At 46.0% G+C, this 21,299-nt stretch carries 21 protein-coding genes; 20 read left to right on the forward strand and 1 reads right to left on the reverse strand.

From position 1 onward, the window contains the following. Window positions 1–11: 11 nt before the first annotated feature. Window positions 12–557 (reverse strand): cupin domain-containing protein, encoded by a 546-nt coding sequence (locus tag ACR1R9_RS08300; RefSeq protein ID WP_163760002.1) that lies wholly within the window; start codon window positions 555–557, stop codon window positions 12–14. A gap of 178 nt (window positions 558–735) precedes the next feature. On the opposite strand from ACR1R9_RS08300, the gene metH reads away from it, so the two are divergent. The 20 genes from metH to ACR1R9_RS08400 all read left to right on the forward strand — a co-directional run bounded on the left by metH (window position 736) and on the right by ACR1R9_RS08400 (window position 21,209). Further along, window positions 736–4,176, forward strand: coding sequence for a methionine synthase (gene metH / locus ACR1R9_RS08305; protein WP_310853449.1), 3,441 nt, complete (start codon window positions 736–738; stop codon window positions 4,174–4,176). A gap of 73 nt (window positions 4,177–4,249) precedes the next feature. Then, a complete protein-coding gene (gene rnz / locus ACR1R9_RS08310; RefSeq protein ID WP_433921354.1) occupies window positions 4,250–5,188 on the forward strand; it encodes a ribonuclease Z in 939 nt (312 codons plus the stop codon). Between the two features lie 128 nt (window positions 5,189–5,316). After that, window positions 5,317–5,445 carry a hypothetical protein gene (locus tag ACR1R9_RS08315; RefSeq protein WP_433921353.1) on the forward strand — a complete coding sequence of 43 codons (129 nt, stop codon included), beginning with the start codon at window positions 5,317–5,319 and terminating at the stop codon, window positions 5,443–5,445. Window positions 5,446–5,544: 99 nt separating this feature from the next. Then, entirely contained in the window at window positions 5,545–6,354 is an 810-nt protein-coding gene (locus ACR1R9_RS08320; RefSeq protein WP_076289102.1) for a TIGR01457 family HAD-type hydrolase, read from the forward strand. A gap of 7 nt (window positions 6,355–6,361) precedes the next feature. Further along, window positions 6,362–7,183, forward strand: a complete 822-nt coding sequence (locus tag ACR1R9_RS08325) for an Fpg/Nei family DNA glycosylase (protein ID WP_099856315.1) — start codon at window positions 6,362–6,364, stop codon at window positions 7,181–7,183. Next, window positions 7,173–8,021, forward strand: coding sequence for a deoxyribonuclease IV (locus ACR1R9_RS08330; protein ID WP_433921352.1), 849 nt, complete (start codon window positions 7,173–7,175; stop codon window positions 8,019–8,021). Before ACR1R9_RS08325 ends, ACR1R9_RS08330 begins: the two co-directional genes overlap by 11 nt. Window positions 8,022–8,042: 21 nt before the next feature. Beyond that, complete coding sequence (locus ACR1R9_RS08335; RefSeq protein WP_076289105.1) at window positions 8,043–8,381, forward strand: cyclic-phosphate processing receiver domain-containing protein; 339 nt, start codon at window positions 8,043–8,045, stop codon at window positions 8,379–8,381. Next, complete coding sequence (locus ACR1R9_RS08340) at window positions 8,381–8,698, forward strand: thioredoxin family protein (RefSeq protein WP_053780884.1); 318 nt, start codon at window positions 8,381–8,383, stop codon at window positions 8,696–8,698. Before ACR1R9_RS08335 ends, ACR1R9_RS08340 begins: the two co-directional genes overlap by 1 nt. After that, window positions 8,695–9,474 (forward strand): ABC transporter ATP-binding protein, encoded by a 780-nt coding sequence (locus ACR1R9_RS08345; protein ID WP_433921351.1) that lies wholly within the window; start codon window positions 8,695–8,697, stop codon window positions 9,472–9,474. The genes ACR1R9_RS08340 and ACR1R9_RS08345 overlap by 4 nt, the downstream gene beginning before the upstream one ends. A gap of 6 nt (window positions 9,475–9,480) precedes the next feature. Then, window positions 9,481–10,530: an SAM-dependent methyltransferase gene (locus tag ACR1R9_RS08350; protein ID WP_433921350.1), complete on the forward strand. Its 1,050-nt coding sequence runs from the start codon at window positions 9,481–9,483 to the stop codon at window positions 10,528–10,530. A gap of 179 nt (window positions 10,531–10,709) precedes the next feature. Beyond that, entirely contained in the window at window positions 10,710–12,188 is a 1,479-nt protein-coding gene (locus ACR1R9_RS08355; RefSeq protein ID WP_433921349.1) for a serine/threonine protein kinase, read from the forward strand. Window positions 12,189–12,214: 26 nt separating this feature from the next. Further along, a complete protein-coding gene (locus ACR1R9_RS08360; protein ID WP_076289109.1) occupies window positions 12,215–13,237 on the forward strand; it encodes an SAF domain-containing protein in 1,023 nt (340 codons plus the stop codon). 69 nt (window positions 13,238–13,306) lie between these two features. Beyond that, entirely contained in the window at window positions 13,307–14,020 is a 714-nt protein-coding gene (locus tag ACR1R9_RS08365; protein ID WP_163759926.1) for a hypothetical protein, read from the forward strand. Next, the gene (locus ACR1R9_RS08370) at window positions 14,017–14,847 is read left to right on the forward strand and encodes a hypothetical protein (RefSeq protein ID WP_433921348.1); all 831 of its coding nucleotides are present in this window, start codon (window positions 14,017–14,019) and stop codon (window positions 14,845–14,847) included. The genes ACR1R9_RS08365 and ACR1R9_RS08370 overlap by 4 nt, the downstream gene beginning before the upstream one ends. Before the next feature lie 6 nt (window positions 14,848–14,853). Continuing rightward, on the forward strand, window positions 14,854–16,680 hold the full coding sequence (locus ACR1R9_RS08375) for an ATPase, T2SS/T4P/T4SS family (RefSeq protein WP_433921347.1): 1,827 nt from the start codon (window positions 14,854–14,856) through the stop codon (window positions 16,678–16,680). Then, on the forward strand, window positions 16,670–18,736 hold the full coding sequence (locus ACR1R9_RS08380; RefSeq protein ID WP_433948792.1) for a hypothetical protein: 2,067 nt from the start codon (window positions 16,670–16,672) through the stop codon (window positions 18,734–18,736). Before ACR1R9_RS08375 ends, ACR1R9_RS08380 begins: the two co-directional genes overlap by 11 nt. Window positions 18,737–18,790: 54 nt before the next feature. Beyond that, window positions 18,791–19,276 carry an ABC transporter permease gene (locus ACR1R9_RS08385; protein WP_076289114.1) on the forward strand — a complete coding sequence of 162 codons (486 nt, stop codon included), beginning with the start codon at window positions 18,791–18,793 and terminating at the stop codon, window positions 19,274–19,276. Between the two features lie 16 nt (window positions 19,277–19,292). Continuing rightward, complete coding sequence (locus ACR1R9_RS08390; protein ID WP_433921344.1) at window positions 19,293–19,691, forward strand: hypothetical protein; 399 nt, start codon at window positions 19,293–19,295, stop codon at window positions 19,689–19,691. Then, a complete protein-coding gene (locus tag ACR1R9_RS08395; RefSeq protein ID WP_433923792.1) occupies window positions 19,688–20,239 on the forward strand; it encodes a hypothetical protein in 552 nt (183 codons plus the stop codon). The genes ACR1R9_RS08390 and ACR1R9_RS08395 overlap by 4 nt, the downstream gene beginning before the upstream one ends. Continuing rightward, entirely contained in the window at window positions 20,226–21,209 is a 984-nt protein-coding gene (locus ACR1R9_RS08400; RefSeq protein ID WP_099856297.1) for a hypothetical protein, read from the forward strand. The genes ACR1R9_RS08395 and ACR1R9_RS08400 overlap by 14 nt, the downstream gene beginning before the upstream one ends. The last annotated feature ends 90 nt before the right edge of the window (window positions 21,210–21,299 follow it).

The following is a 21,299-nucleotide window of genomic DNA, read 5'->3' on the forward strand; positions in this document are numbered from 1 at the left end:
GAATTTGCTTATTATGCTTGTTTGATAAACGTTGGATCCGGGTAAGGATCTGCGATCCAGCCATCTTTTTCAATAAACAGACGTACGGCAATGATTTGTTTGTTTTCCATCAAAGTGAAGAAGTGTGGGGTGTTCTCAGGTACTGAGATAACGTCTCCAGGAGACAATTCTACATTAAAGTAACCTACATCATCTGTAGCTTTGATGACAAAGATTCCTTTGCCGGCTACAATAGCTCGGATTTCATCTTCAGCATGAGTATGAATCTCTTCGAATTTGGCAAGCTTCTCTTCAATATCTGGTGTTTGTTCAGACAGCGTAATGACATCCCAGATTTGGTACCCGCGACGCGCAGCCAAGTCTCTGATTTCATAGTCATATGTTTTTAGTACTTCTTCTTTTTGTTCATCGGTGAGTCCAAAGTTGTTTTGCAGATCCGTGTTTAATTTGGAAGCGTCCCATTTTTCAAATAATACTTCATATTTGTTTAAGAAATTTCGAACATTTTCGTCTCCAGTGATACGTTCGTTCGTATTTCGGATTACAATTTCAGCCATGTTCTTTCCCTCTTTTCCACTTGGTTTAATCGCTATTATATCGGATTCCGCTATTTTTGTCGATTCACAAATTCCTTCGACCTTCATAAAAACCGCCTGGGGACTGATCAAACCCGATCTTTCACATTAAGTTAGTTTCTGTTAAACTAAGATTTAACGTTTTGCGGAGGTGACGATATTGGATAAGCTTAGCCTACATGATGCATTAAAACAACGAATATTGATCCTCGACGGTGCAATGGGGACCATGATTCAACAAGTTGATCTCACAGGCGCAGATTTTGGCGGAGAAGACCTGGATGGATGTAATGAAATGCTTGTACTTACACGTCCAGAGCTAATCCAGCGTATTCATGAGGAATATCTGGAAGCCGGTGCTGACTTAATTGAAACAAATACGTTTGGTGCAACATCAGTTGTACTTGCTGAATATGACATTCAGGACCGTGCACGTGAAATTAATCTCGAAGCAGCCAGAATTGCAAAAGCAGCCGTGGATCGATTTTCGACACCGGAGTCTCCACGTTATGTGGTAGGTGCTATGGGACCTACAACCAAAACGCTGTCAGTAACAGGTGGAGTTACTTTTCAAGAGCTCATTGACAGCTATTTTGAGCAAGCGCTTGCTTTAATTGAGGGAGGCGTTGATGCGCTGCTGCTCGAAACCTCACAAGATACGCTCAATGTAAAAGCAGGTAGCATTGGAATTCAACAGGCATTCGAGCAAAGTGGTATCAAGCTTCCTCTGATGATCTCAGGAACGATCGAACCGATGGGTACAACCCTCGCTGGTCAGAACATTGAGTCTTTTTATATATCCTTAGAACACCTTAACCCAATTTCAGTGGGACTAAACTGTGCTACAGGTCCGGAATTCATGCGTGACCATATTCGCTCTCTTTCCGGCATGGCTTCAGTTGCGGTAAGTTGTTATCCAAATGCAGGTCTTCCGGATGAAAACGGTAATTACCATGAATCGCCGGATTCGCTTGCTCAGAAGATCGGTGCTTTTGCCGAACAGGGCTGGTTGAACATCGCGGGTGGCTGCTGTGGAACAACACCTGCACATATTCGGGCAATGCGGGATACACTTGCCAAGTACCCTCCCAGAGAAATGAACGGAACACATCCACCAGCGTTGTCAGGAATAGATCCAGTCTACGTTGAACAGGACAATCGCCCTTATATGGTTGGGGAACGTACGAACGTACTTGGATCACGGAAATTCAAGCGTCTTATTGTTGAAGGGAAATATGAAGAAGCTTCAGAAATTGCTCGGGCTCAGGTGAAAAATGGGGCACATGTTGTCGACGTTTGTGTTCAAGATCCGGACCGTGAAGAAGCCGAAGACATGGAGAAATTCCTTGAACTTGTTGTCAAAAAAGTAAAGGTGCCACTTATGATCGATACGACAGATGCAGCCGTCATCGACCTTGCACTGCAATACTCTCAGGGTAAAGCGATAATTAACTCCATTAACCTTGAGGACGGCGAGGAAAAGTTCGAGCTGGTCACTCCGCTCTTGCATAAATACGGCGGTGCTGTCGTTGTCGGAACGATTGATGAACGCGGTCAGGCCATTAGTCGTGAGGACAAGCTGGAGGTAGCCAAGCGGTCTTACGATTTGCTGGTGAACAAGTACGGGTTAAAAGCCGAAGACCTGATTTTTGATACCCTGGTGTTTCCAGTAGGGACGGGCGATGAACAGTATATCGGTTCGGCCAAAGAAACAATCGAAGGTATTCGTGTCATTAAAGAAGCGATGCCTGAATGTCATACAATACTGGGGATCAGTAACATTTCATTTGGATTGCCTGAAGCTGGGCGTGAAGTGCTGAACTCTGTATTTTTATATGAGTGTACCAAAGCAGGTCTCGATTATGCCATCGTTAACACCGAGAAGCTGGAGCGTTATGCATCCATCCCGGAAGAAGAGCGAAGACTCTCAGAAGAGCTGTTATATAATACAAATGACGAAACACTGGCTGCTTTCGTAGCGGCGTTCCGTAACAAAAAGGTTGAGAAAAAAGAAAAGATTTCGAACCTGTCGTTGGAAGAACGTCTCGCATCGTATGTTGTTGAAGGAAGCAAAGAAGGTTTGCTGCCCGATCTGGAGCAGGCACTCGCCAAATATACAGCACTTGAAGTAATCAATGGCCCGTTGATGCGGGGCATGGAAGAAGTAGGACGGCTGTTTAACAATAATGAGCTGATCGTAGCAGAAGTGCTTCAGAGCGCGGAAGTTATGAAGGCTTCGGTAGCTTATTTGGAACAGTTCATGGAGAAGAATGAGACGTCAGTTAAAGGAAAGATTATTCTAGCGACGGTCAAAGGCGATGTGCATGACATCGGCAAAAACCTGGTGGAGATCATCCTTTCCAATAACGGTTACCGGATCATTAATTTGGGTATAAAAGTACCACCAGAGCGAATTATCGAGGCATACAGAGAAGAGAAGGTCGATGCGATCGGTCTATCCGGTCTGTTGGTAAAATCGGCACAACAGATGATTCTTACCGCTCAGGACTTACGTACAGCAGGAATTGATGTACCTATTATGGTTGGTGGAGCAGCATTGACACGCAAATTCACCAAGAATCGTATACGCCCGGAATATAACGGCATGGTTGTATATGCAAAAGATGCGATGGACGGTCTGGATTTGGCTAACAAGCTCATGAACCCAAGTACTCGCGAAGTGATGCAGTTGGAGATGGATGCTGAGAAAGAGGCGGACGCAGCTGGTGCAGAAACCGTTACATCACTTCCCGAGCTTACACGGGTAGAGCGTTCGGATATCGCAATAGACAACCCGGTTCTCGTTCCACCGGATCTGGAGCGACATGTGATGCGGAACTATCCGCTATCGCACATATTACCGTATGTGAACATGCAGATGTTGCTAGGTCACCATCTTGGTTTGCGTGGCTCAGTAGAGCAGTTGCTTGCTTCGGGTGATCAGAAAGCCACAGACCTAAAAGCGGTAGTGGATGAGATTATGCAGGAAGCTGTTCGTGACGGGATTATTCAGGCGCATGCGATGTATCGTTTCTTCCCGGCTCAGTCCAGCGGTAACAGCGTTATCATCTATGACCCAGAGAATACAAGTAATATCTTGCATACATTCACGTTCCCTCGTCAAAAAGTTGAACCATACCTCTGCCTGTCCGATTTCTTGAAGCCAGTGGAATCCGGACAAATGGATTACGTTGGTTTCATGGTCGTAACGGCTGGGCACGGTGTACGGGAGTTATCGACAGCTTGGAAGGAACAAGGTGATTATCTTCGCTCACATGCTCTGCAATCCGTAGCGCTTGAAGTAGCAGAGGGATTAGCTGAGCGAGTTCATCATATGATGAGAGATATCTGGGGATTCCCAGATCCAGCACAGATGACCATGAAGCAGCGTCATGGAGCACGCTATCAGGGAATCAGGGTATCATTCGGATATCCGGCTTGTCCCGATTTGGAAGACCAAGGGCCACTGTTCAAGTTATTACAGCCTGAGGATATTGGTGTGGAGTTGACTGAAGGTTTCATGATGGAACCTGAAGCATCCGTATCGGCGATGGTATTCAGCCATCCGCAAGCGAAGTATTTTAACGTGGATAAGGCTTAAAAGTAAAAGGTCAGGCAAAGCCCTCCGCATTGTCGGAGGCTTTTTGCTGGCAGCAGAAAGAGGTGCGATCCAGATGGAACTATATTTCCTGGGAACTAACGCTGGTGTACCTACGCTTCAGCGGAATGTAACTTCCATAGGGCTGCGCATGTTGGATGAGCGCAGAGCATTGTGGTTGTTTGACTGCGGGGAAGGAACCCAGCATCAGATTTTAAGTTCTCCGCTTAAATTGAGCAAATTGGAGAAAATATTTATCACCCATTTACATGGAGATCATGTATTTGGACTTCCAGGTCTGCTCTCCAGCAGAGCATATCAGGGTGGTACTTCACCGCTAACGGTGTATGGTCCGCCAGGAACTGAACGAATGATCATGACAACCATGGAGCTGAGCCAATCACGTCTAAACTATGATTTAAGCATTGTAGAACATACAGGCGGAGTGCTTTTCGAAGATGAGAGCTTCATTGTGGAATCTGCGTTGCTGGAACATCGTATCGACAGTTATGGGTATCGGATTACCGAAAAGGATCGTCCAGGCAGTCTGGACCCTGCAAAACTGGCTGAGTATGGATTGAAGCCTGGGCCGCTATTTGGTCGCTTGAAGCGGGGAGAAACGATTACCCTCGACAATGGGGACTTCCTTCGTCCAGAAGATGTGTTGGGTGCACCCAAGCGAGGGATGGTGATTACCATCTTGGGCGATACGCGCCCATGTGACAATGTACAGCCACTTGCACTAAATGCGGATGTTCTTGTACACGAAGCAACGTTTCTGCATGATTTGGCTGATACGGCTCATGAGTATTATCATAGTACATCGAAGCAAGCGGCTGAGGCGGCGAGAGCGGCAGGTGCAGGACAGCTGATCATGACCCATTTCAGCTCTCGTTACAAAGATGAGGATCAGTTGCAGCCACTACTGGAGGAAGCGCAATCGATATTCCCGAATACGAAACTTGCGATTGAACACGAGCTTATTCCAGTTGTTCACCGTAAGAGTGAATCCTAATGATGGATGCGCGAAACAGTACAGCCAAACACGACGGGAGAACAAGCCGATAATTGCACGGGACTAAGGGGAAGTTACTCCCGAGGTCCCTTTTGCAATCTGGCCGGAAAGCGTGTAGGATGGGCAATATGAGCAGGGAAATGATTCGAATTATTTTCCGGGAAAGCGCAGGAAATGACAAGCTTGTACAGAAGACGCGCGGGGCCAAACGTCCGTGTTCGATTCGGTTCGACGTGTTGCGTGCAGATGCGAGTTAGCCATTTTTTTTGTACTGTATACATAGAGTGGCATTGAAGTTCGAGGCAAATGGTTAATGACATGAAATGTTAATGGAATAAAGAAAGGAAGTGCTGTATATGATTAAGGCCTATCTGATCGACCTGGACGGTACGCTCTATCATGGCAGACATCGTATTGAAGGAGCCGATAAGCTTATTCAGACATTAAATGAACAAGGCATGCCTTATTTGTTTGTGACTAATAATTCTTCGCGTACACCGCAAGGTGTGGCAGATCATCTGAACGGGATGGGTATCCCTGCCGATGCATCACAGGTATGTACTTCTGCGGTGGCGGCTGCGGAATACGTGGCCCAAGAGTCTCCAGGTGCGAAAGTGGCTTGTATCGGAGAAGAAGGGCTGTTGCAAGCGATAGAAGCTGCAGGGCTTACACTAACGGATGATGAACCTGAATACGTTATACAAGGAATTGATCGTGAATTTTCCTATCATAAATTGACTAAAGCGCTTCGTTGGATCAATGGCGGCTCTAAATCTGTCATGACCAATCCGGATTTGCAACTACCTTCTGATGATGGGCTTACGCCCGGAGCGGGGACGATTGGGGCAGCGATAGAAGCAGCAACTGGAGTTCATCCTACTGTCATTGGCAAACCGTCAAGTATTATTATGAAGTCTGCCATTAGCCGATTGAACTTAAAGTCTGATGAAGTTGCTGTAATCGGAGACAATATGCGTACAGATATTGCCGCAGGAGCAGCTGCAGGCTGCGAGACCCTACTGGTTCTGACTGGAATAACGACACGGGACAATATGGATAGCCACATCCAGGCGACCAAGGTTCGTCCTGATCATGTGTTTGAAGATTTGCATAAACTGATTGAGTGGCTGTCGCAGACGACAAGCCAAGCATCCAAGAAGGGGTAGATGTACGATGCCGGAATTGCCGGAAATGGAAAACTACCGGACCTTGCTGTCCGAGAAAATACTCGATTTGCCGATTACAGGTGTGGTGGTTAACCGTGATAAGTCGATTAATACCGATCCTGATGTGTTCACCCGTGAACTGACAGGCAATCGTATCATATTTGTAGAGCGCCGGGCCAAACATCTGATCTTTCATCTGGCTAATGGTAAGCGGCTTGTGCTACATCTCATGCTGGGCGGAATGATTTTCTGGGGCACGGAAGCTGAACGTCCTGATCGCTCCACTCAAGTGGAAATTCAATTTGGAGAATATACTTTATTCTTTATTGGGCTCCGTTTAGGATATCTGCATCTGCTTACTTCCAAAGAGACGGAAGAGGCTATGTCTGATCTTGGACCTGAACCTCTTGATCGGCGCATGAATGCAGAACGTTTTGCTGCCCTATTGAAAGGACGTCGGGGTACACTCAAAACTACACTGGTCAATCAACACATTATTGCAGGCATCGGAAATTGTTATTCGGATGAGATTGCATTTGCAGCAGGTCTGAGACCAAGCTCCAAGACGCAAAATATTGCTGCATCGCCTGAACTCACAACACGTTTGTACCATTCTGTGCAATCCGTGTTGCGGGAAGCTGCTTCGGAAGGCGGTTATATGGAAATGCCGTTGATGCAGGGAGATACCAAGACGGGAAGTTTTGACGAGCAGTGTCGAGTGTATGATCGTGAAGGGGAAACTTGCCCTCGTTGTGGGGGAACGATAGCACGCGTGGAAATTACGGGCAAGAAGGCTTTCTTCTGTCCAGATTGCCAGCATGAGGCCTAAAAGCGGAATCGGGGCACATGTCAGCACCAGAGGTGGATTTCTACAGGCAGCCAAGCGGGCAACTGAGATGGGGGCTACGGCATTTCAATATTTTCCGAAGAACCCGCGTAGCCTTGGCTTGAAAGAATTGGACCTCAAAGATGCTGAACAGTGTCGGGACTGGTGTGAGAAGCAGGGGATATCTTCCATTGCCCATTCACCATATCCCACGAATCCGGCTTTGGGCAAAACCCGAGGAGAGGCGGGTTTTCATGCAACCATCGCTTCGATACAAAATGATCTGCATATTGCAGATGCCTGCGGTTCAGTAGGAACTGTAGTTCACTTTGGACATCTCAAGAGCAATGAACCACTTGAAGGATATCAGAATCTCATATCCTGTCTGGATACCGCTTTAGCAGATTGGGATGGAGAGGCTAAGGTTCTGCTTGAAAATCAGGCTGGAGATCATGGTTCCATGGGTACGACGATGGAAGAGTTGATACAGATTCGAAAGCTAAGCCGGTATCCTGAACATATTGCTTTTTGTTTTGACACATGTCATGCTTTTGCTTCAGGCATGTGGACGTCAGGCAATGAGGCATCGATGCTGGAGAAAGGCAGACTACTGGGATACTGGGATGCTCTTGCGGCTATTCACTTTAATGATTCGAAATATCCTTCCGGTTCATGCAAGGACAGACATGCACGAATTGGACAGGGTTATATAGGAAAAAAAGCGATGCAGGAACTGTTACGTACGCCTGAATTTCAGCAAGCGGTAGTTGTGCTGGAGACCGAATCAGGCGAAGATGGAACACACCGTGGAGACATTGAGCTCATGCGTTCCTGGCTTTAAATGGGGAGAGGAGCGATTGTAATGCATGTTTTTTTGGATGATTACCGGGCATGTCCGAAAGGGTTTGTTCTGGCTACCAATGCAGAAGAGTGCCTGATGCTGCTTAGAGAAGGTGACGTGGACATTCTATCCCTGGATTATGAATTGGGTCCGGATTCGCCGAATGGCGGTGAAGTTGCTGCTTCGATCGTCCGGGAAGGTTTATTTCCAAGTCAGATCTATTTGCACACGTCCAGCATGTATGGCAAACGTCAGATGTACGAATTGTTGTACAGCAATAAACCAGACTCTGTTACCGTCCATAATGGTCCGATGTCAGGTGAGGTTATGATGCGAGTTGCTGCGGGAGAAGAAAGCTGATGAAGCCGATTACGACCAAAATGTTAATGCGTGGTGTGTGGGAAGGCATGCCTCAGGCTGTATTTATATATACCCCGCTATGCGGAACTTGCGCAGCAGCGCGTCGAATGCTTGAGATCGCCGAACATTTGCTGCCCGAAGGGATTTTGACCGAGATGAATATTCACGATATCCCGGAACTTGTACAGCAGTTTCAGATTTCGAGCGTGCCTGCGGTTATGCTTTTTGATGGAGAACATGATGTGCCCAGAATGGTTTATCGTATGAACTCTGTCGAGCATCTGTTAGGGGAAATCCGAAAGGCGGTGCTAAAATGAGTGTAATCTCGATGGAGCATGTCTCTCTTAGACGGGAAGACAATCAGATTCTGGATGACGTCCATCTGCATGTTAAAGAAGGCGAGCATTGGGTGATTCTCGGGCGCAATGGTTCAGGTAAAACAACGCTGCTGGAAATGATGAATGGATATATGTTTCCAAGTCAGGGGCGCATTGAAGTATTGGGCAACCTGTATGGTCAATGTGACGTGCGGGAAGTTCGAAAAGAAATTGGTTATATCAGTCAGACATTAATTGAGAAACTGACACCACGAGATCCGGTGTGGGAAGTGGTCGCAACAGGAGCTTATGCTTTTTTGCGTTTCTATCAAATGATTCCGGATGACGTGAAGGCCAAAGCATTGAACCTGCTTGATGAAATGGGGTTTGCAAAACTGGCTAATCATCCGCTCGGCACCCTTTCTCAAGGGGAGCGCAAAAAAGTAATGCTGGCTCGTTCATTGATGGCAGATCCTAAATTGTTGATTATGGACGAGCCTTGTGCCGGACTAGATCTGTATGAACGTGAGAAAATGTTGGCCGAAATCGATCTTTTGCGTAAGCGTAATATCACTGTCGTTTATGTAACTCATCACGTTGAAGAGATCGTACCTTTGTTCACACATGTGGCCTTGATCCGCGATGGACGTATTGCTGCGGCAGGGCCCAAACATGAAGTTTTAACACAAGATACAATTAAGCATACGTACGATGTTCCGGTTGATATCCAGTGGGAAGATGGACGTCCCTGGATTCGCGTACGTTCTGGAGGGTAACACATTTTGAGTACACAGTCATCTTGGGGTGAAGGAGACTTCTCCCGTTTTATCTGCACAGCCAATCATGGCTTTGCGCCCTATGCTCAGGAGGAATTGCGCCGTACGTTTGGGGCAGTAAAGAGCACGGTACTCGTACCAGGTGAGATTCTGCTTGCCGGTCTTCCAATTGCGGAAGAAGAGGTAGCGATTAAGCTTTTGGAAGAAAGCCCGACGTTTTTACGTCATATACAACCTGTTCAATTTCAGGAAAATACGGAAGAATCAGCGCAAGCTATGGAAAAATTGATTTCATTTGTGTTGAACCATACAGAGTTAACGGGCACTAAAGTTGCATTACAAGTTCGAAAAACGGAAAGTGCCTTCTGGCAGGAGAACGCTGCTTCATTGAAACAGCTCTTGACCGAGAAGCTGGATGACCTTGGTTGTGAGTGGGTTGTCCGTGATGCGGATCATGTTATATCTGTCTTTGTTTCGGATGATACGTTATATGCCGGTGTATCAAGACCGGATCAAAATCTGTCGGACTGGAGTGGCGGAGCAGTTCGTTTTCAGAAGGAAGAGGGCCAAATCTCTCGGGCCAAATTCAAATTGCTTGAAGCGGAGCAGACATTTGGCATCGACTTTACTTCTTTCCACAAAGCCTTGGACATCGGTGCTGCACCAGGTGGATGGACCTCTTTCCTGCTAGAGCGAGGGCTTGAAGTTACTGCTGTTGATCCGGCCAAGATGGATGCGACCCTGCTGGAATCGCCCAAATTGACCTTTTTGAAAAAAAATGCCGGTGATGTACGTTTCCGCGAAGGAGAATTCGATCTGCTCGTATGTGATATGAGCTGGAGTCCAAAGCTGATGAGCCGTCTTATATCGGATCTATTATACAGCCTTCAATCAGGGGGAACAGCAGTTGTGACAGTGAAGTTGCTGCATAAGAAGCCGCTTGCGTTGATTAAAGAAGTCATCGATACATTTGAGCGCTCCCGGATGCAGATTCAACGTTCCAAACAGTTGTTTCACAACCGTGAAGAAATCACGCTATATATGATTAAGTATTAAGATATTAAAGGCGTTAAATTTTATGCTTTACAATACCTTATTGCCTATACTATAATGATACCAATATTAACCATAACAAGTTGAGGGAAAGCATCCCGAAGTGAAGAGTCCGGATATCCGGTCTGTTCCGCTTCGGTGAAGCTTTCCCTTTTTTGTTATGCACACAAGGAGGAGTCTATATGAGACATCCGGCCAGGCTCGAGCGTGGAAGCCTGCTGGGAGGAAGGTATCGTATTGTGTCCATTCTAGGTTCAGGTGGCATGAGCCATGTATATGAAGCAGAGGATTTGAAGTTGCCAGGCAAAACCTGGGCGATCAAAGAAAGCGTGACGGCGATGCCATACGAAGGCAGTATGGAGTCAGAAGCTGCTCTTCTTACATCTCTGAGGCATCCCAGATTGCCGCAAATCGTAGATTTTTTTGTTCCTGATGAGCACGGGTATACCTATCTTGTGATGGAGTACATTGAGGGATTGACACTTGGTGACTATTTCAAGCAATGTCGTGGGAAGATTCCGCTTGAACATATGACTGAGTTTGTGCTTCAGCTACTGGATGTATTAAGTTATTTGCACAGTCTGGACCCACCTGTCATCTACCGGGATTTGAAACCATCCAACATTATGATTACACCAGAACATGAAGTCAGACTGATTGATTTTGGTATAGCGCGGAGTTATAAAGCACAAAGAGTCGATGATACGGTTAAATTGGGAACGGCCGGCTTCGCTGCACCAGAACAATATGGTTCAGGACAGACGGATGCGCGTTCTGACCTTTATGGGCTTGGAGCATTGCTGCTATATCTCATGACTTGTGGGACTTATACGGAATGGATTCAGGGAGTAGAGAGTTCCATTCGCAGCGATGTTCCGCGTACCTATATTCCTGTTGCGAGAAGATTGTTGCGACTGAATCCAAATGAACGCTTTCAATCGGCTGATGAAGTTCGTAAGGAGCTGCTGCGCAGACCGGGAATAGCGTCTGTTGGTACAGAAACGACGGTGACGATAAGCGGAGGGACAAGAGTAATCGCTTTGACGGGGGCATCATCTGGTGTTGGGGTTACGCATACGGCCATAGCCATCAGTCACTATCTGGAGCGGCAGAACTTCAAAGTGGCCATAATCGAGATGTCACCACGTTCCCAATCGTTTGCACGGATTCAACAAGTGGCGCATGCAGGTAAACCCGTGCCAGCAGGCAGACAGTTTGCAGTGGATGGTGTACATTACTGGAAACAATCGGGACGTGCAGACATCCTGTCTTTATTAGGAGGCAGCTATCAGTTCATTGTGATGGATCTGGGCAGTAGTCAGGATCAGAACCGGCTTGAAGAGTTTCTCAGAGCTGACTTACCCATTGTTATAGGTTCCGGTGCCGAATGGAGACAAGCGGAGATTGGATCTTTTGTCCGTTCACACAACCGATACCCGAGAGACAAATGGATCTACTGCCTACCACTGGCAGCAGCTGATGCCGTTCAGCGCATGCGCAAGACGTTGGATACTTCCAGTGTCTACGGTCTGCCTTTACATATCGATCCCTTTGATCGGGAACCGCAGATGGATAAGGTTTTTGCTCATATTCTGACTCATATGATGGGGCAGCTTCCCAAGAAACGTTCATTCTTTGCAAGAAAAAGAGTACATGATTAGGAGAGATTGCGAAAGGAGAGCCTCTTTTGTCTAAATTAAGAAAACAAAGCCGTCAACTGATTTACGCTGGATTGACGGGAGCAGGAGCAATCGGTTTATTGTTTGGGGCATATGTCATTTACAATGTCAAAACTATGAGTGATACGAGGGCTGAAGTGGAGGCCCGTTACTCATCAGCCTACGAACAAAAAGAAGCTGAATTGATGCAACAATGGAACTCGGGGGCACAGGGATGGGTAACTATACGGGATGTTGAAGCAGGAGAGCCGATATTGCCCGAGGATATCAAACTGATAGCCGTTCCGGATGCACAGGCACCAAGGAATCTGTGGTCTAGCTCCAAGCAGATGGATGGTCAAGTGGCGAAAATAGAATTAAAAAAGGGAACAGCCATTACAACTGAAATGGTGTATGAAGATACCCCGGCACCGCCCGATTTAAGAAATCGTGAACTACAGGTTGTGTTATTACCGTCTTCACTTGCTAAGGGAGATATCATTGATATTCGTATTCAGTTTCCAACGGGTCAAGACTACATTCTCCTGTCTAAAAAGAAAGTTGAAAGATTAAATGCAGCTACGCTATGGATTACGATGACGGAGGAGGAGATCCTGTCCCTTTCAAGTGCAATTGTAGATGCCTATTTACATAAAGCTTCAATCTATGCCCTAACCTATGTAGAACCACAGTTCCAGACACCAGCAATCCCGACATACCCTGCCAATAATGAAGTGTTAAAACTGCTGGAGAGTGATCCTAATCTTGTGCGGCGTGCTGAGGTGGAGTTGGCACGGCAGGTACGGAGTTCTTTAGAAAGCTCACTCGCCGCATCCATCTCAGCGCCATCCCAAGGTGTGGAGCAGGACGTTGCGCAGTCGTCCGTTTCATACAATAGTCGCCCTGGAGCGAATAATTCTTCATCTACTGATGGGGTCATCTGGAATGACGGTTCAGGTAGCGGTGGAGCGACTGGAAATGCCAGCAATGATTCTTCAGCATCAACTTCAAGTACGGATGAGCAGAAAAGTTTACTGACGGGTGGGGAGTAAGACGGAGAGGAAATAATTTTTTATACATGTAACAATGCATAAAAGAACTTAAAAGGGGATTCGATAGCTATGCAAACATGGATCTTTGCTGGGTTATGTGAGAAGAATGACCTGATGCTGTACCTTTGCAAAATACTAGCGTCGTCCGGAAAACGTGTCTTGCTTGTTGATGGAACATTACAGCAGAAATATGGATACGGCGTTGGGGAAAGTCAGCAATCTCTGCGTATTACAGAATTTGAAGGTTTTGATATCGCTTGTCAGTTCGTAACTTCAACAGCGGTTGAGAGTCATCTTGAAGCGAATGGCGAGAAATTAGAGAGTTATGATTACGTCCTTTACGACATGGAAACATCACACTTTGCATCACGTGACCTATGGCTCACGGCAGATACTCGTGTCTGGGTCAGTGACTATGAACGTTACAATCTGGAACGCGGTAAAGGGTGGCTCAAGCGTTTGCTTGAAGAACAGTCCCTGCCAGCAGAACTACCATTTCAGCGCATTTTGATTAATGCCGTTGATTGCAAACTGGAAGCTCGATATTTGTGGGCGTATCTGGAAGGTAGTCCATTTGTATGGACAGGGGAATCGCTGATGTTGCCTTGGGATGAACTGACTGCAGCAGTGAAACTGGAAAACGAGCATCATCGCCGTATTCGCCTGGGGCCATTGTCACGGAACTATAAAAAATCGCTATGCAGGTTAGTGGAACAGTTGACCGGATGGGAAAATGTCCAGAGTCGCCGGGCCATTAAAGAAGCAGAAAGGATGAGAGCATGAGCACCATTACGTTTTGGAGTCCTTTTGCAGGAACAGGCAGCACCTCAAGCGCGTTAATCGGCGCCTATGCGATGGCCCTTCAATATAGGACAAGAATTTTGCTTGTAAATACAGGTCCAGTTGGGAGCAGTACGGAAGCTGCCCTCCCACCTAAAGAAATAGAGGACACAGGATCTGTATTTACATTCGAGGAGGGGGGATGGGATGCTGTGGAACGGCTGCATATCAGCGGAAGTTTGAACAAGCATAATTTAAGGGATTATACCAAGCCGCTCCTCAAAGACCGTTTGGATTTGTTGACTGGCAGAATTAATAGGTTGGAACGTTCAACAGAAGAGCATGTGGAGACTTTAAAAAGGCTGCTGCACGTAGCTAATGAATATTATGATCTGGTTCTTCTCGATGCAGATCGCGCAGGCACTAATGATCAGGTTCTGCTGGAACAAGCGGACTATGTTGTGGTGAACCTGAATCAAAATATGAGGGATCTGGAGTATTTTTTTGAAAAAATCAGACCCGAAAGCCTGGGTGATCAGAAGCTGCATGTCGTACTGAATAAGTATGACCCACATTCACGTGCAACCATTACCAATATTCGTCGGCGTTTTCGATACAAAGGCTCGATATCGGTGTTGCCGTATACCACCGGATTTATGGATGCCTTCAATCGTCGTGATGCGGCCGCGTATTTGCAATTGGAAGGTCTAAGCAACAATAAAGATATACGTAAAGGGAGCTTTGCCGCAAGTATGGCTGAACTTGCTCGCCTAGTTATGGACGGGGCAGGGATGCGTACCGTACTAAAGAGGCTGGAAAGGGGAGCCTGACCTCTGATGCTCTGGAATACCCTATGGTTAATTTTAATTTTGCTGTTATGCCTTGCGTATGTTTGGTTCAAGTACAGAGCTTCTCATCGTGAAAAAAATAACCGTGCTCCCGAGCGTGAATCCTTCACCATTGAAGTGCTGACAGAGAAAGTAAAGAACTCGCTTCATGAGCTTAGTCATAGTCAACTTGCGGATGCCGGATTACATGAAGAAGAGTATCGGCGAAGAATCAATCAGCGTGCCGAGATGCGCAAGGCGCTTAAAGGTTGTGTATCAGGAAGCATCAGTGACAAAACGTATGTCAAAAATCTGATAGGTGATCTGCTTACTCGCAGTATAGGTCTGAATAAGTCAAATATCGATGAGGTCATTTATTTCGGAAACACTGAGTTACTGACGGTCCAAGATCAATTCGAAATCGTGTTTTATCTATACCGGCAGCAATTTGGTGTCGATGCCTTGTCACGCATGATTGACACTTATGATCTTGGCAGATTGAGGCTGAGTGAGGGTACAGACGACGGAGGAAGTTACTATATCTCCGAGGAGGACATCCGGTATGTGTTTGAATGTGAGTATAGAGAGCTTGGATTCAGAGAAAAAACAGATATCATCGTTCAACGGATCTACCAACATTACAAAGGCTTCTCGGTGGTTGATGAAATAAGAGATCAACGAATAGATGGCGTTAGTGGTGGTGTGAGCGGCATGCTGGATGCCCTGCAGGATATGGGGCTAAGGCAGCCAGCTTCGTGGAATGATCTGCTCACGGATGGACTTGAGGATGCTCCCCTAGAAGAACCACTTAGTGGAATGGAAAGTGTCTGGATTTTCTATAAAGGTAAGTCCATTCATCTGTCCTTCCTGTCATTTGGCAATATACGTGAACTGAAGAGGGTATGTCAAAATATTTATAAATACAACTATCCGGGACAGCTTTCGGAGGCGAATGGATACAAGGTGAACGAGATGAAGGACGGATCACGTGTCGTTGTTGTACGTCCTCCCTTTGCCGAATCATGGGCATTCTTTGTCCGGAAATTCGATATTCCCAATGCTTCACTGGAACAGTTGATTACTGGTAACAACGCAGATCTGCCAATCACCTTACTGCAATATTTGATGAAAGGCAGTCGAATCACAGCTGTAACAGGAGCACAGGGATCAGGTAAGACGACTCTACTTATGGCGATGGTGAAGCATATTTACGCTTCGTATACGTTGCGTGTACAGGAGATGGCTTTCGAGCTACAGCTTCGGCGTATATACAGTCGGCGTAACATACTAAGTTTCCGGGAAACGGAACACATCTCAGGTCAACAGGGACTGGACTTACAGAAAAAGACCGATGGTACTGTAAATATTCTTGGTGAGGTCGCAAGTGACGAAGTAGCCGCATGGATGATTCAGATGTCCCAGGTTGCCAGTCTGTTTACCTTGTTCACCCATCATGCCAAAACGTTTCGTGATCTGGTTTTCTCCCTCCGTAATTCACTGCTCAAAACAGGTATGTTCCAACATGGACATATTGCCGAGGAGCAGGTAGTAAGTGTCATTAATTTCGATGTACATATGAAAAAGGACGCAGAGGGACGAAGATATATCGAACGAATTACGGAGTGTCTGCCACGTGCGAATAAAGGGGATAGCGTGGAGGAACGAGCGGGATTTACGTTTCGCAATGTGATCGAGTACAGGGATGGCAATTACGTCGCTACAGCTCCAATCTCCATAGGAAGCATTACGGATATGCGGGATCAGATGACACTGCAGGACGCTGCGCGGTTCGAACAGTTCATCAAGCAACATTGGGGTGATACCTATGACCGTTAAGTTTGTTCTTCTCTTGGTGCTGGGGATATGTGCAGGTGGTTTGATAATCACGCTACTTATACTGAACCTGTTACGTCACAGAGGAGGAGACAATGCTGGTAAATCTATCGGGATCGCTAAGCTAAACGGAAATCGTACGCTGCGGTGGGGAGCGTTCCTGTTACAGTCTTATAGCTGGGGCATGAAAGTGCCGCTTCTCTCTTCCTATATTCTGCAAGTACAGAAACGAATTTCATTCCGGCATGTCGGCGACGAACCATCATTAAGACGAATGACGATGAGCGTGGTCTTAATGATCCTCGGAGGATACGGGAGTATCAGTGTAATCCTTTTCCTAATGCAACCGGGTATCGCCTTTGTCATATTGTCGGTACTCTGTGCTGTAGTTCTAAACAGCCTTGTACTGGATATGTGTCTGAATCGTATGGAGAAACGACTGTTGGTACAGATGCTGGACCTGTTTGCCGACGTGAGACATCGGTATCATCAGCATGGAATGGTAGAGGAAGCACTGTATGAAGCGGCGGAAGCAGGTAAAGGAGAGGCTGCCGAGCAAGTGCTGTTGATCTATGAAGCATTGACTTCTCCAGATCCGAACGAAGCTTTGGAACGATACTACGAGATTGCGCCAAATCGCTTTCTTAAAGGTTTCGCCGGTATTTCATATATGGTGATGGAGTTCGGGGATAAAGACAGAGCACAGGGTTCGATTTACTTGAAAGGCCTGGGGAATCTGACACAGGAAATTCATTTGGAGATTTTGCGGCGGGACAAATTGGACTATTTGTTAAAAGGGTTGAATTTCATCGCTCTGGCTCCCGTTCTTTTCACAGCTCCAATTGAACGTTGGGCCAGAGGAAGTTTTCCAACTATGGATGAATTCTATCGCAGCAAAATCGGATTTGTAACCAAAATATCAATCTACGTCATTATCATACTTGCCTACCTGCTTTTGCAAAGACTTCAGCAATATGATGAAACCCGCTATCGGACAGGTCGCAAACACTCCAGATTGGATCAGTTCCTATACAAGCAGACGTTCATTCGTAAGGTGGCGATGTTGTTCGCGGCCAAACCTGGTAGTACCAATTATAGTCAAACCGTAAGACTGATGCGGGAAAGTAGCTCGGAACTGAAATATGAATGGCTGGCTATACGAAGGCTGATGTTATTTGCAAGTTGTTTTGTCCTGACCATTGGCTGTGTCTTGTTGCTGCATCAGGTTGAACGAAATCATATCTTATATGATCCCGTGAGAGATGACCGGATGTTTGGCGCGATGGGAGAGGCCGAGTTGAAGCAGGCTACAGAAAAGACAAGCTTAGATCAAGCTGTACTCGAACGCATCGAAATGAAGCGAGGAGCAACTTTTGATGAGATCTCCAACGCATTGCAGTCCGTGAATCCCGTTCCACTGGATCATGATGCACAGACTGAAACTATTGCACGCATCCTGCAGAAGCTGGAAGGTTACAACAAGCAATATCTCCACTGGTGGGAGTTAATTATTGCAATGATGATAGGTATAGCGGGTTATCACATGCCGATCTGGCTCATGATGTTCCAGCGCAAGATGAGAAGCATGGACATGAGGCATGAGATCTATCAGTTTCAGACCGTTATATCGATCTTGCGGGAGATGGACCGTATGTCTGTAGAGGAGATATTGGAATGGCTTAATCGCTTTGCTGTTATTTTCAAAAGACCACTGCAAAAATGTCTGTTGCATTTTGAACATGGCCCGGAGCATGCACTTGAACAATTGAAAGAAGAAGCAGGGCTGCCTGAATTTCAGCGTCTGGTTGATAAGCTGCAACTTGCACTTGGGAAAATTTCGATTCGAGAAGCATTTGATGATCTAGAAAGCATGATGGCATTTTATTTTGAACAAAGGAAGCAGGAATACACCAAGATGATTGATGTTAAAGCATCATGGGGAAGAATGATCGGGTTTACACCAATGTATGCCCTGATCTTCCTCTATCTGGTCATTCCGCTGGTAGGTATGAGTTTCCTGCAAATGAACATGTATTATGAACAGATTCAGAAACTGTAACGACCATTACGTCACAGTCTGAAATAAATTAAAAACGATATAGGAGGATTTATCATGAACAATGCATCAAGCGCTTTAAAGGTGGCAGCAGGCATCTTTCTGACCATTGCCCTTATTACAATTGTAGTTTTGTTGTTTATTTCGGCTCAGGAGGCGACCAAAACGGCACAGAACAATTTTGCAGATATCCAGACCGAGCTGTCCCAAGCTGCATTTACGGTGTATGACGGAACTACCATTAGCGGATCACAAGTTACAAACGCGTTGCGTAAATATGCGGACAAAGACCAGTTCGGGATTCAAGTTATTACAGGTAAAAATAAAGGAGGACAATGGTACGGTAATCAGTTGAACATCTCCCAGGATCTCAATAATGCAGATTATGGTTCTGTTATTAAACCTGACGAGAAAGTGGGTGTTATCAACCAGACCATGAGTGAAAAAGACAATCAATATGTCAATCCAAGTGGTAAATTCAAAGCAATTATCGTAAAAGACAAATCCAATGTGGTAAGAGGACTTATTTTCCAGCAATCCTGACAGGAGTTGGTTCAACATGTCCCAGAATACACAGCAGCTCATGTTGTTCTGTACGGCGGTTGTCCTAATTGTGACAGCCTGCCTGTACGGGCAGCAGAATGTTCGGGTTCTATCAGACGCTTTGAATCACTTGCTGCAGACGACAACAGACATGGAAGGACGGCTGAATACCACGCTACGTATAAGCGAGCCAATCCGTTATAGCGGTGCAGAAGTGTTGCATACTGTCAGGCAAATGACAGGGACAACGGTCAGCGTGCAGGTGGACGGGATTGCATATGTCATTGATCCCCTTGTAAACAGAAGAGGAACCATACCTGTGCAACTTGCAGCTTCGTATAGACCTGAGTTTATAAGAAGTGAAACTGGCGAACTGCTGAAAATTGCATTTTGGAAGGAGGCCAGTACACCTTGATTAATGCTGCATCCAAGTTGCTTGCTGTTTTGCTGGCAGCGATTTTGCTTTATGTATACCCGGCAGCAGAGACTGCAGATCGACAGGATGATATGGCACGCATGACCATTGTTCAGACGGTTACCCGTTTTGTTGATGCAGTCAGAACAAAGGGATACATTTCCCCTGCCATGTATGCAGAGTTCGAAGAACAGATGGCCCGAACGGGGAATGCCTATGAGATTTCCATGGAACATTTGCACAAAAAATATGTTCCTCATTACTCAGATCCGATGGATCAGAGCACATTTTCTGGTACTTATGAAACCGTGCAGGATGGCTATTATTCAGCCCAGATTAAAGCAAAGCTGTTTCCTTCGTCTGGTGTGCTGGCTTTAGACGATCCTGGGCGCAGATATACACTGGCAATGGGGGATTTCTTCACAGTAACCGTCAAAAACACCAATCGCACACCTGCCATGCTGATTCGTGAGTGGTTAAACGGGTCTGCGCAAGCTGCAGCTGTGTTTACCACTTATGGGGGTATGGTGCTCAATGAAGATTACTGATCTTTCTATTGTGTTTGTGCTTATCTTTTTACCTATATTCTGGGTTATTTCTCACAATACAGACAATGCCCAGGAGGCTCAATATTTAAGCAATCGATATAAGATGGCACTTCAGACTGCTGTACTGGATGCAGGGGCCGTGATGCATCAAAATGAGAAGCAAAATGACGAAGCAGGGTATGATTCGACCAAATTTGTAAAAGCGGATAAAGAGCTTGCCTTGACTACATTTACCCAAACAATGGCGCTAAATATGGGGATCCAGGATGATCCTGCTGCTATACGGGCCATGTTTAATTACATTCCAGCAATGGTCGTGCTGGATTATGATGGTTACTACATTTTGGCGAATGAAAATGAGATGACTGGTGATCTTGAAGATTCAATCCGGCAAGTTTGGAGTCCAAAAAAGCCCTATACATATTCTGATTCAAATGGTAACAGTATTAACTTCACACTTGATGGGTATGTGTATGCCTATGATGCAGGCTTGGGCATGTGGGTTGAAGGTTTCCAGAAAGAACTCGCCTCCAGTACACAAATCCCTCTGCTTCAAAATGCCGAGACGTTTGAGCAGATCAGACGAAGTCGTATCGTGACAAGTGTGCAGGAAGATTTGGCAGATGTTATTAACCGGCATAATGAGTTTGCAAGAAGGAATGGTGTTTCCTATACCTTTACCATGCCTTTGATTTCTCAGGAAGATTGGTACAATTCGATTAATGACACGGGGCTTATGGCTTTTATTCAGGGAATACCTGTAGGTAACCAAAAGATTAACAATTATGCCATTGGTGGTGGCAGACTGGTGAAGAAAACAGCGATCGTTGGCGGAGTGGATCCAGTGAGTGGAATTAAATACTATTATCCTTCCACATGTAACAATGGCTATAGAGCCGAAGAAGTGTTTACAAATGCTAAACAAGCGGCAGCGCAAGGTTATTTTGAGTATAACTGTTCCATAAATTAAAGGCAGTTTGTTTGTAATATAAAAGCGAGGTTGCGTGAGATGTTTACATTACTTTCAGAAAAGGCGACACCTGTGCTAAAATAGGGTTTC

The sequence above is a fragment of the Paenibacillus taichungensis genome, assembly GCF_050994985.1.
Lineage (GTDB): Bacteria > Bacillota > Bacilli > Paenibacillales > Paenibacillaceae > Paenibacillus > Paenibacillus taichungensis.

What these genes read in the sequence shown, in the direction of transcription:
- ACR1R9_RS08300 (WP_163760002.1), bottom strand. Translation starts at nt 557, where the DNA reads ATGGCTGAAATTGTAATCCGAAATACGAACGAACGTATCACTGGAGAC.
- rnz (WP_433921354.1), top strand. Translation starts at nt 4,250, where the DNA reads ATGGAACTATATTTCCTGGGAACTAACGCTGGTGTACCTACGCTTCAG.
- ACR1R9_RS08315 (WP_433921353.1), top strand. Translation starts at nt 5,317, where the DNA reads ATGAGCAGGGAAATGATTCGAATTATTTTCCGGGAAAGCGCAGGAAAT.
- ACR1R9_RS08320 (WP_076289102.1), top strand. Translation starts at nt 5,545, where the DNA reads ATGATTAAGGCCTATCTGATCGACCTGGACGGTACGCTCTATCATGGC.
- ACR1R9_RS08325 (WP_099856315.1), top strand. Translation starts at nt 6,362, where the DNA reads ATGCCGGAATTGCCGGAAATGGAAAACTACCGGACCTTGCTGTCCGAG.
- ACR1R9_RS08330 (WP_433921352.1), top strand. Translation starts at nt 7,173, where the DNA reads ATGAGGCCTAAAAGCGGAATCGGGGCACATGTCAGCACCAGAGGTGGA.
- ACR1R9_RS08335 (WP_076289105.1), top strand. Translation starts at nt 8,043, where the DNA reads ATGCATGTTTTTTTGGATGATTACCGGGCATGTCCGAAAGGGTTTGTT.
- ACR1R9_RS08340 (WP_053780884.1), top strand. Translation starts at nt 8,381, where the DNA reads ATGAAGCCGATTACGACCAAAATGTTAATGCGTGGTGTGTGGGAAGGC.
- ACR1R9_RS08345 (WP_433921351.1), top strand. Translation starts at nt 8,695, where the DNA reads ATGAGTGTAATCTCGATGGAGCATGTCTCTCTTAGACGGGAAGACAAT.
- ACR1R9_RS08355 (WP_433921349.1), top strand. Translation starts at nt 10,710, where the DNA reads ATGAGACATCCGGCCAGGCTCGAGCGTGGAAGCCTGCTGGGAGGAAGG.
- ACR1R9_RS08365 (WP_163759926.1), top strand. Translation starts at nt 13,307, where the DNA reads ATGCAAACATGGATCTTTGCTGGGTTATGTGAGAAGAATGACCTGATG.
- ACR1R9_RS08370 (WP_433921348.1), top strand. Translation starts at nt 14,017, where the DNA reads ATGAGCACCATTACGTTTTGGAGTCCTTTTGCAGGAACAGGCAGCACC.
- ACR1R9_RS08375 (WP_433921347.1), top strand. Translation starts at nt 14,854, where the DNA reads ATGCTCTGGAATACCCTATGGTTAATTTTAATTTTGCTGTTATGCCTT.
- ACR1R9_RS08380 (WP_433948792.1), top strand. Translation starts at nt 16,670, where the DNA reads ATGACCGTTAAGTTTGTTCTTCTCTTGGTGCTGGGGATATGTGCAGGT.
- ACR1R9_RS08385 (WP_076289114.1), top strand. Translation starts at nt 18,791, where the DNA reads ATGAACAATGCATCAAGCGCTTTAAAGGTGGCAGCAGGCATCTTTCTG.
- ACR1R9_RS08390 (WP_433921344.1), top strand. Translation starts at nt 19,293, where the DNA reads ATGTCCCAGAATACACAGCAGCTCATGTTGTTCTGTACGGCGGTTGTC.
- ACR1R9_RS08400 (WP_099856297.1), top strand. Translation starts at nt 20,226, where the DNA reads ATGAAGATTACTGATCTTTCTATTGTGTTTGTGCTTATCTTTTTACCT.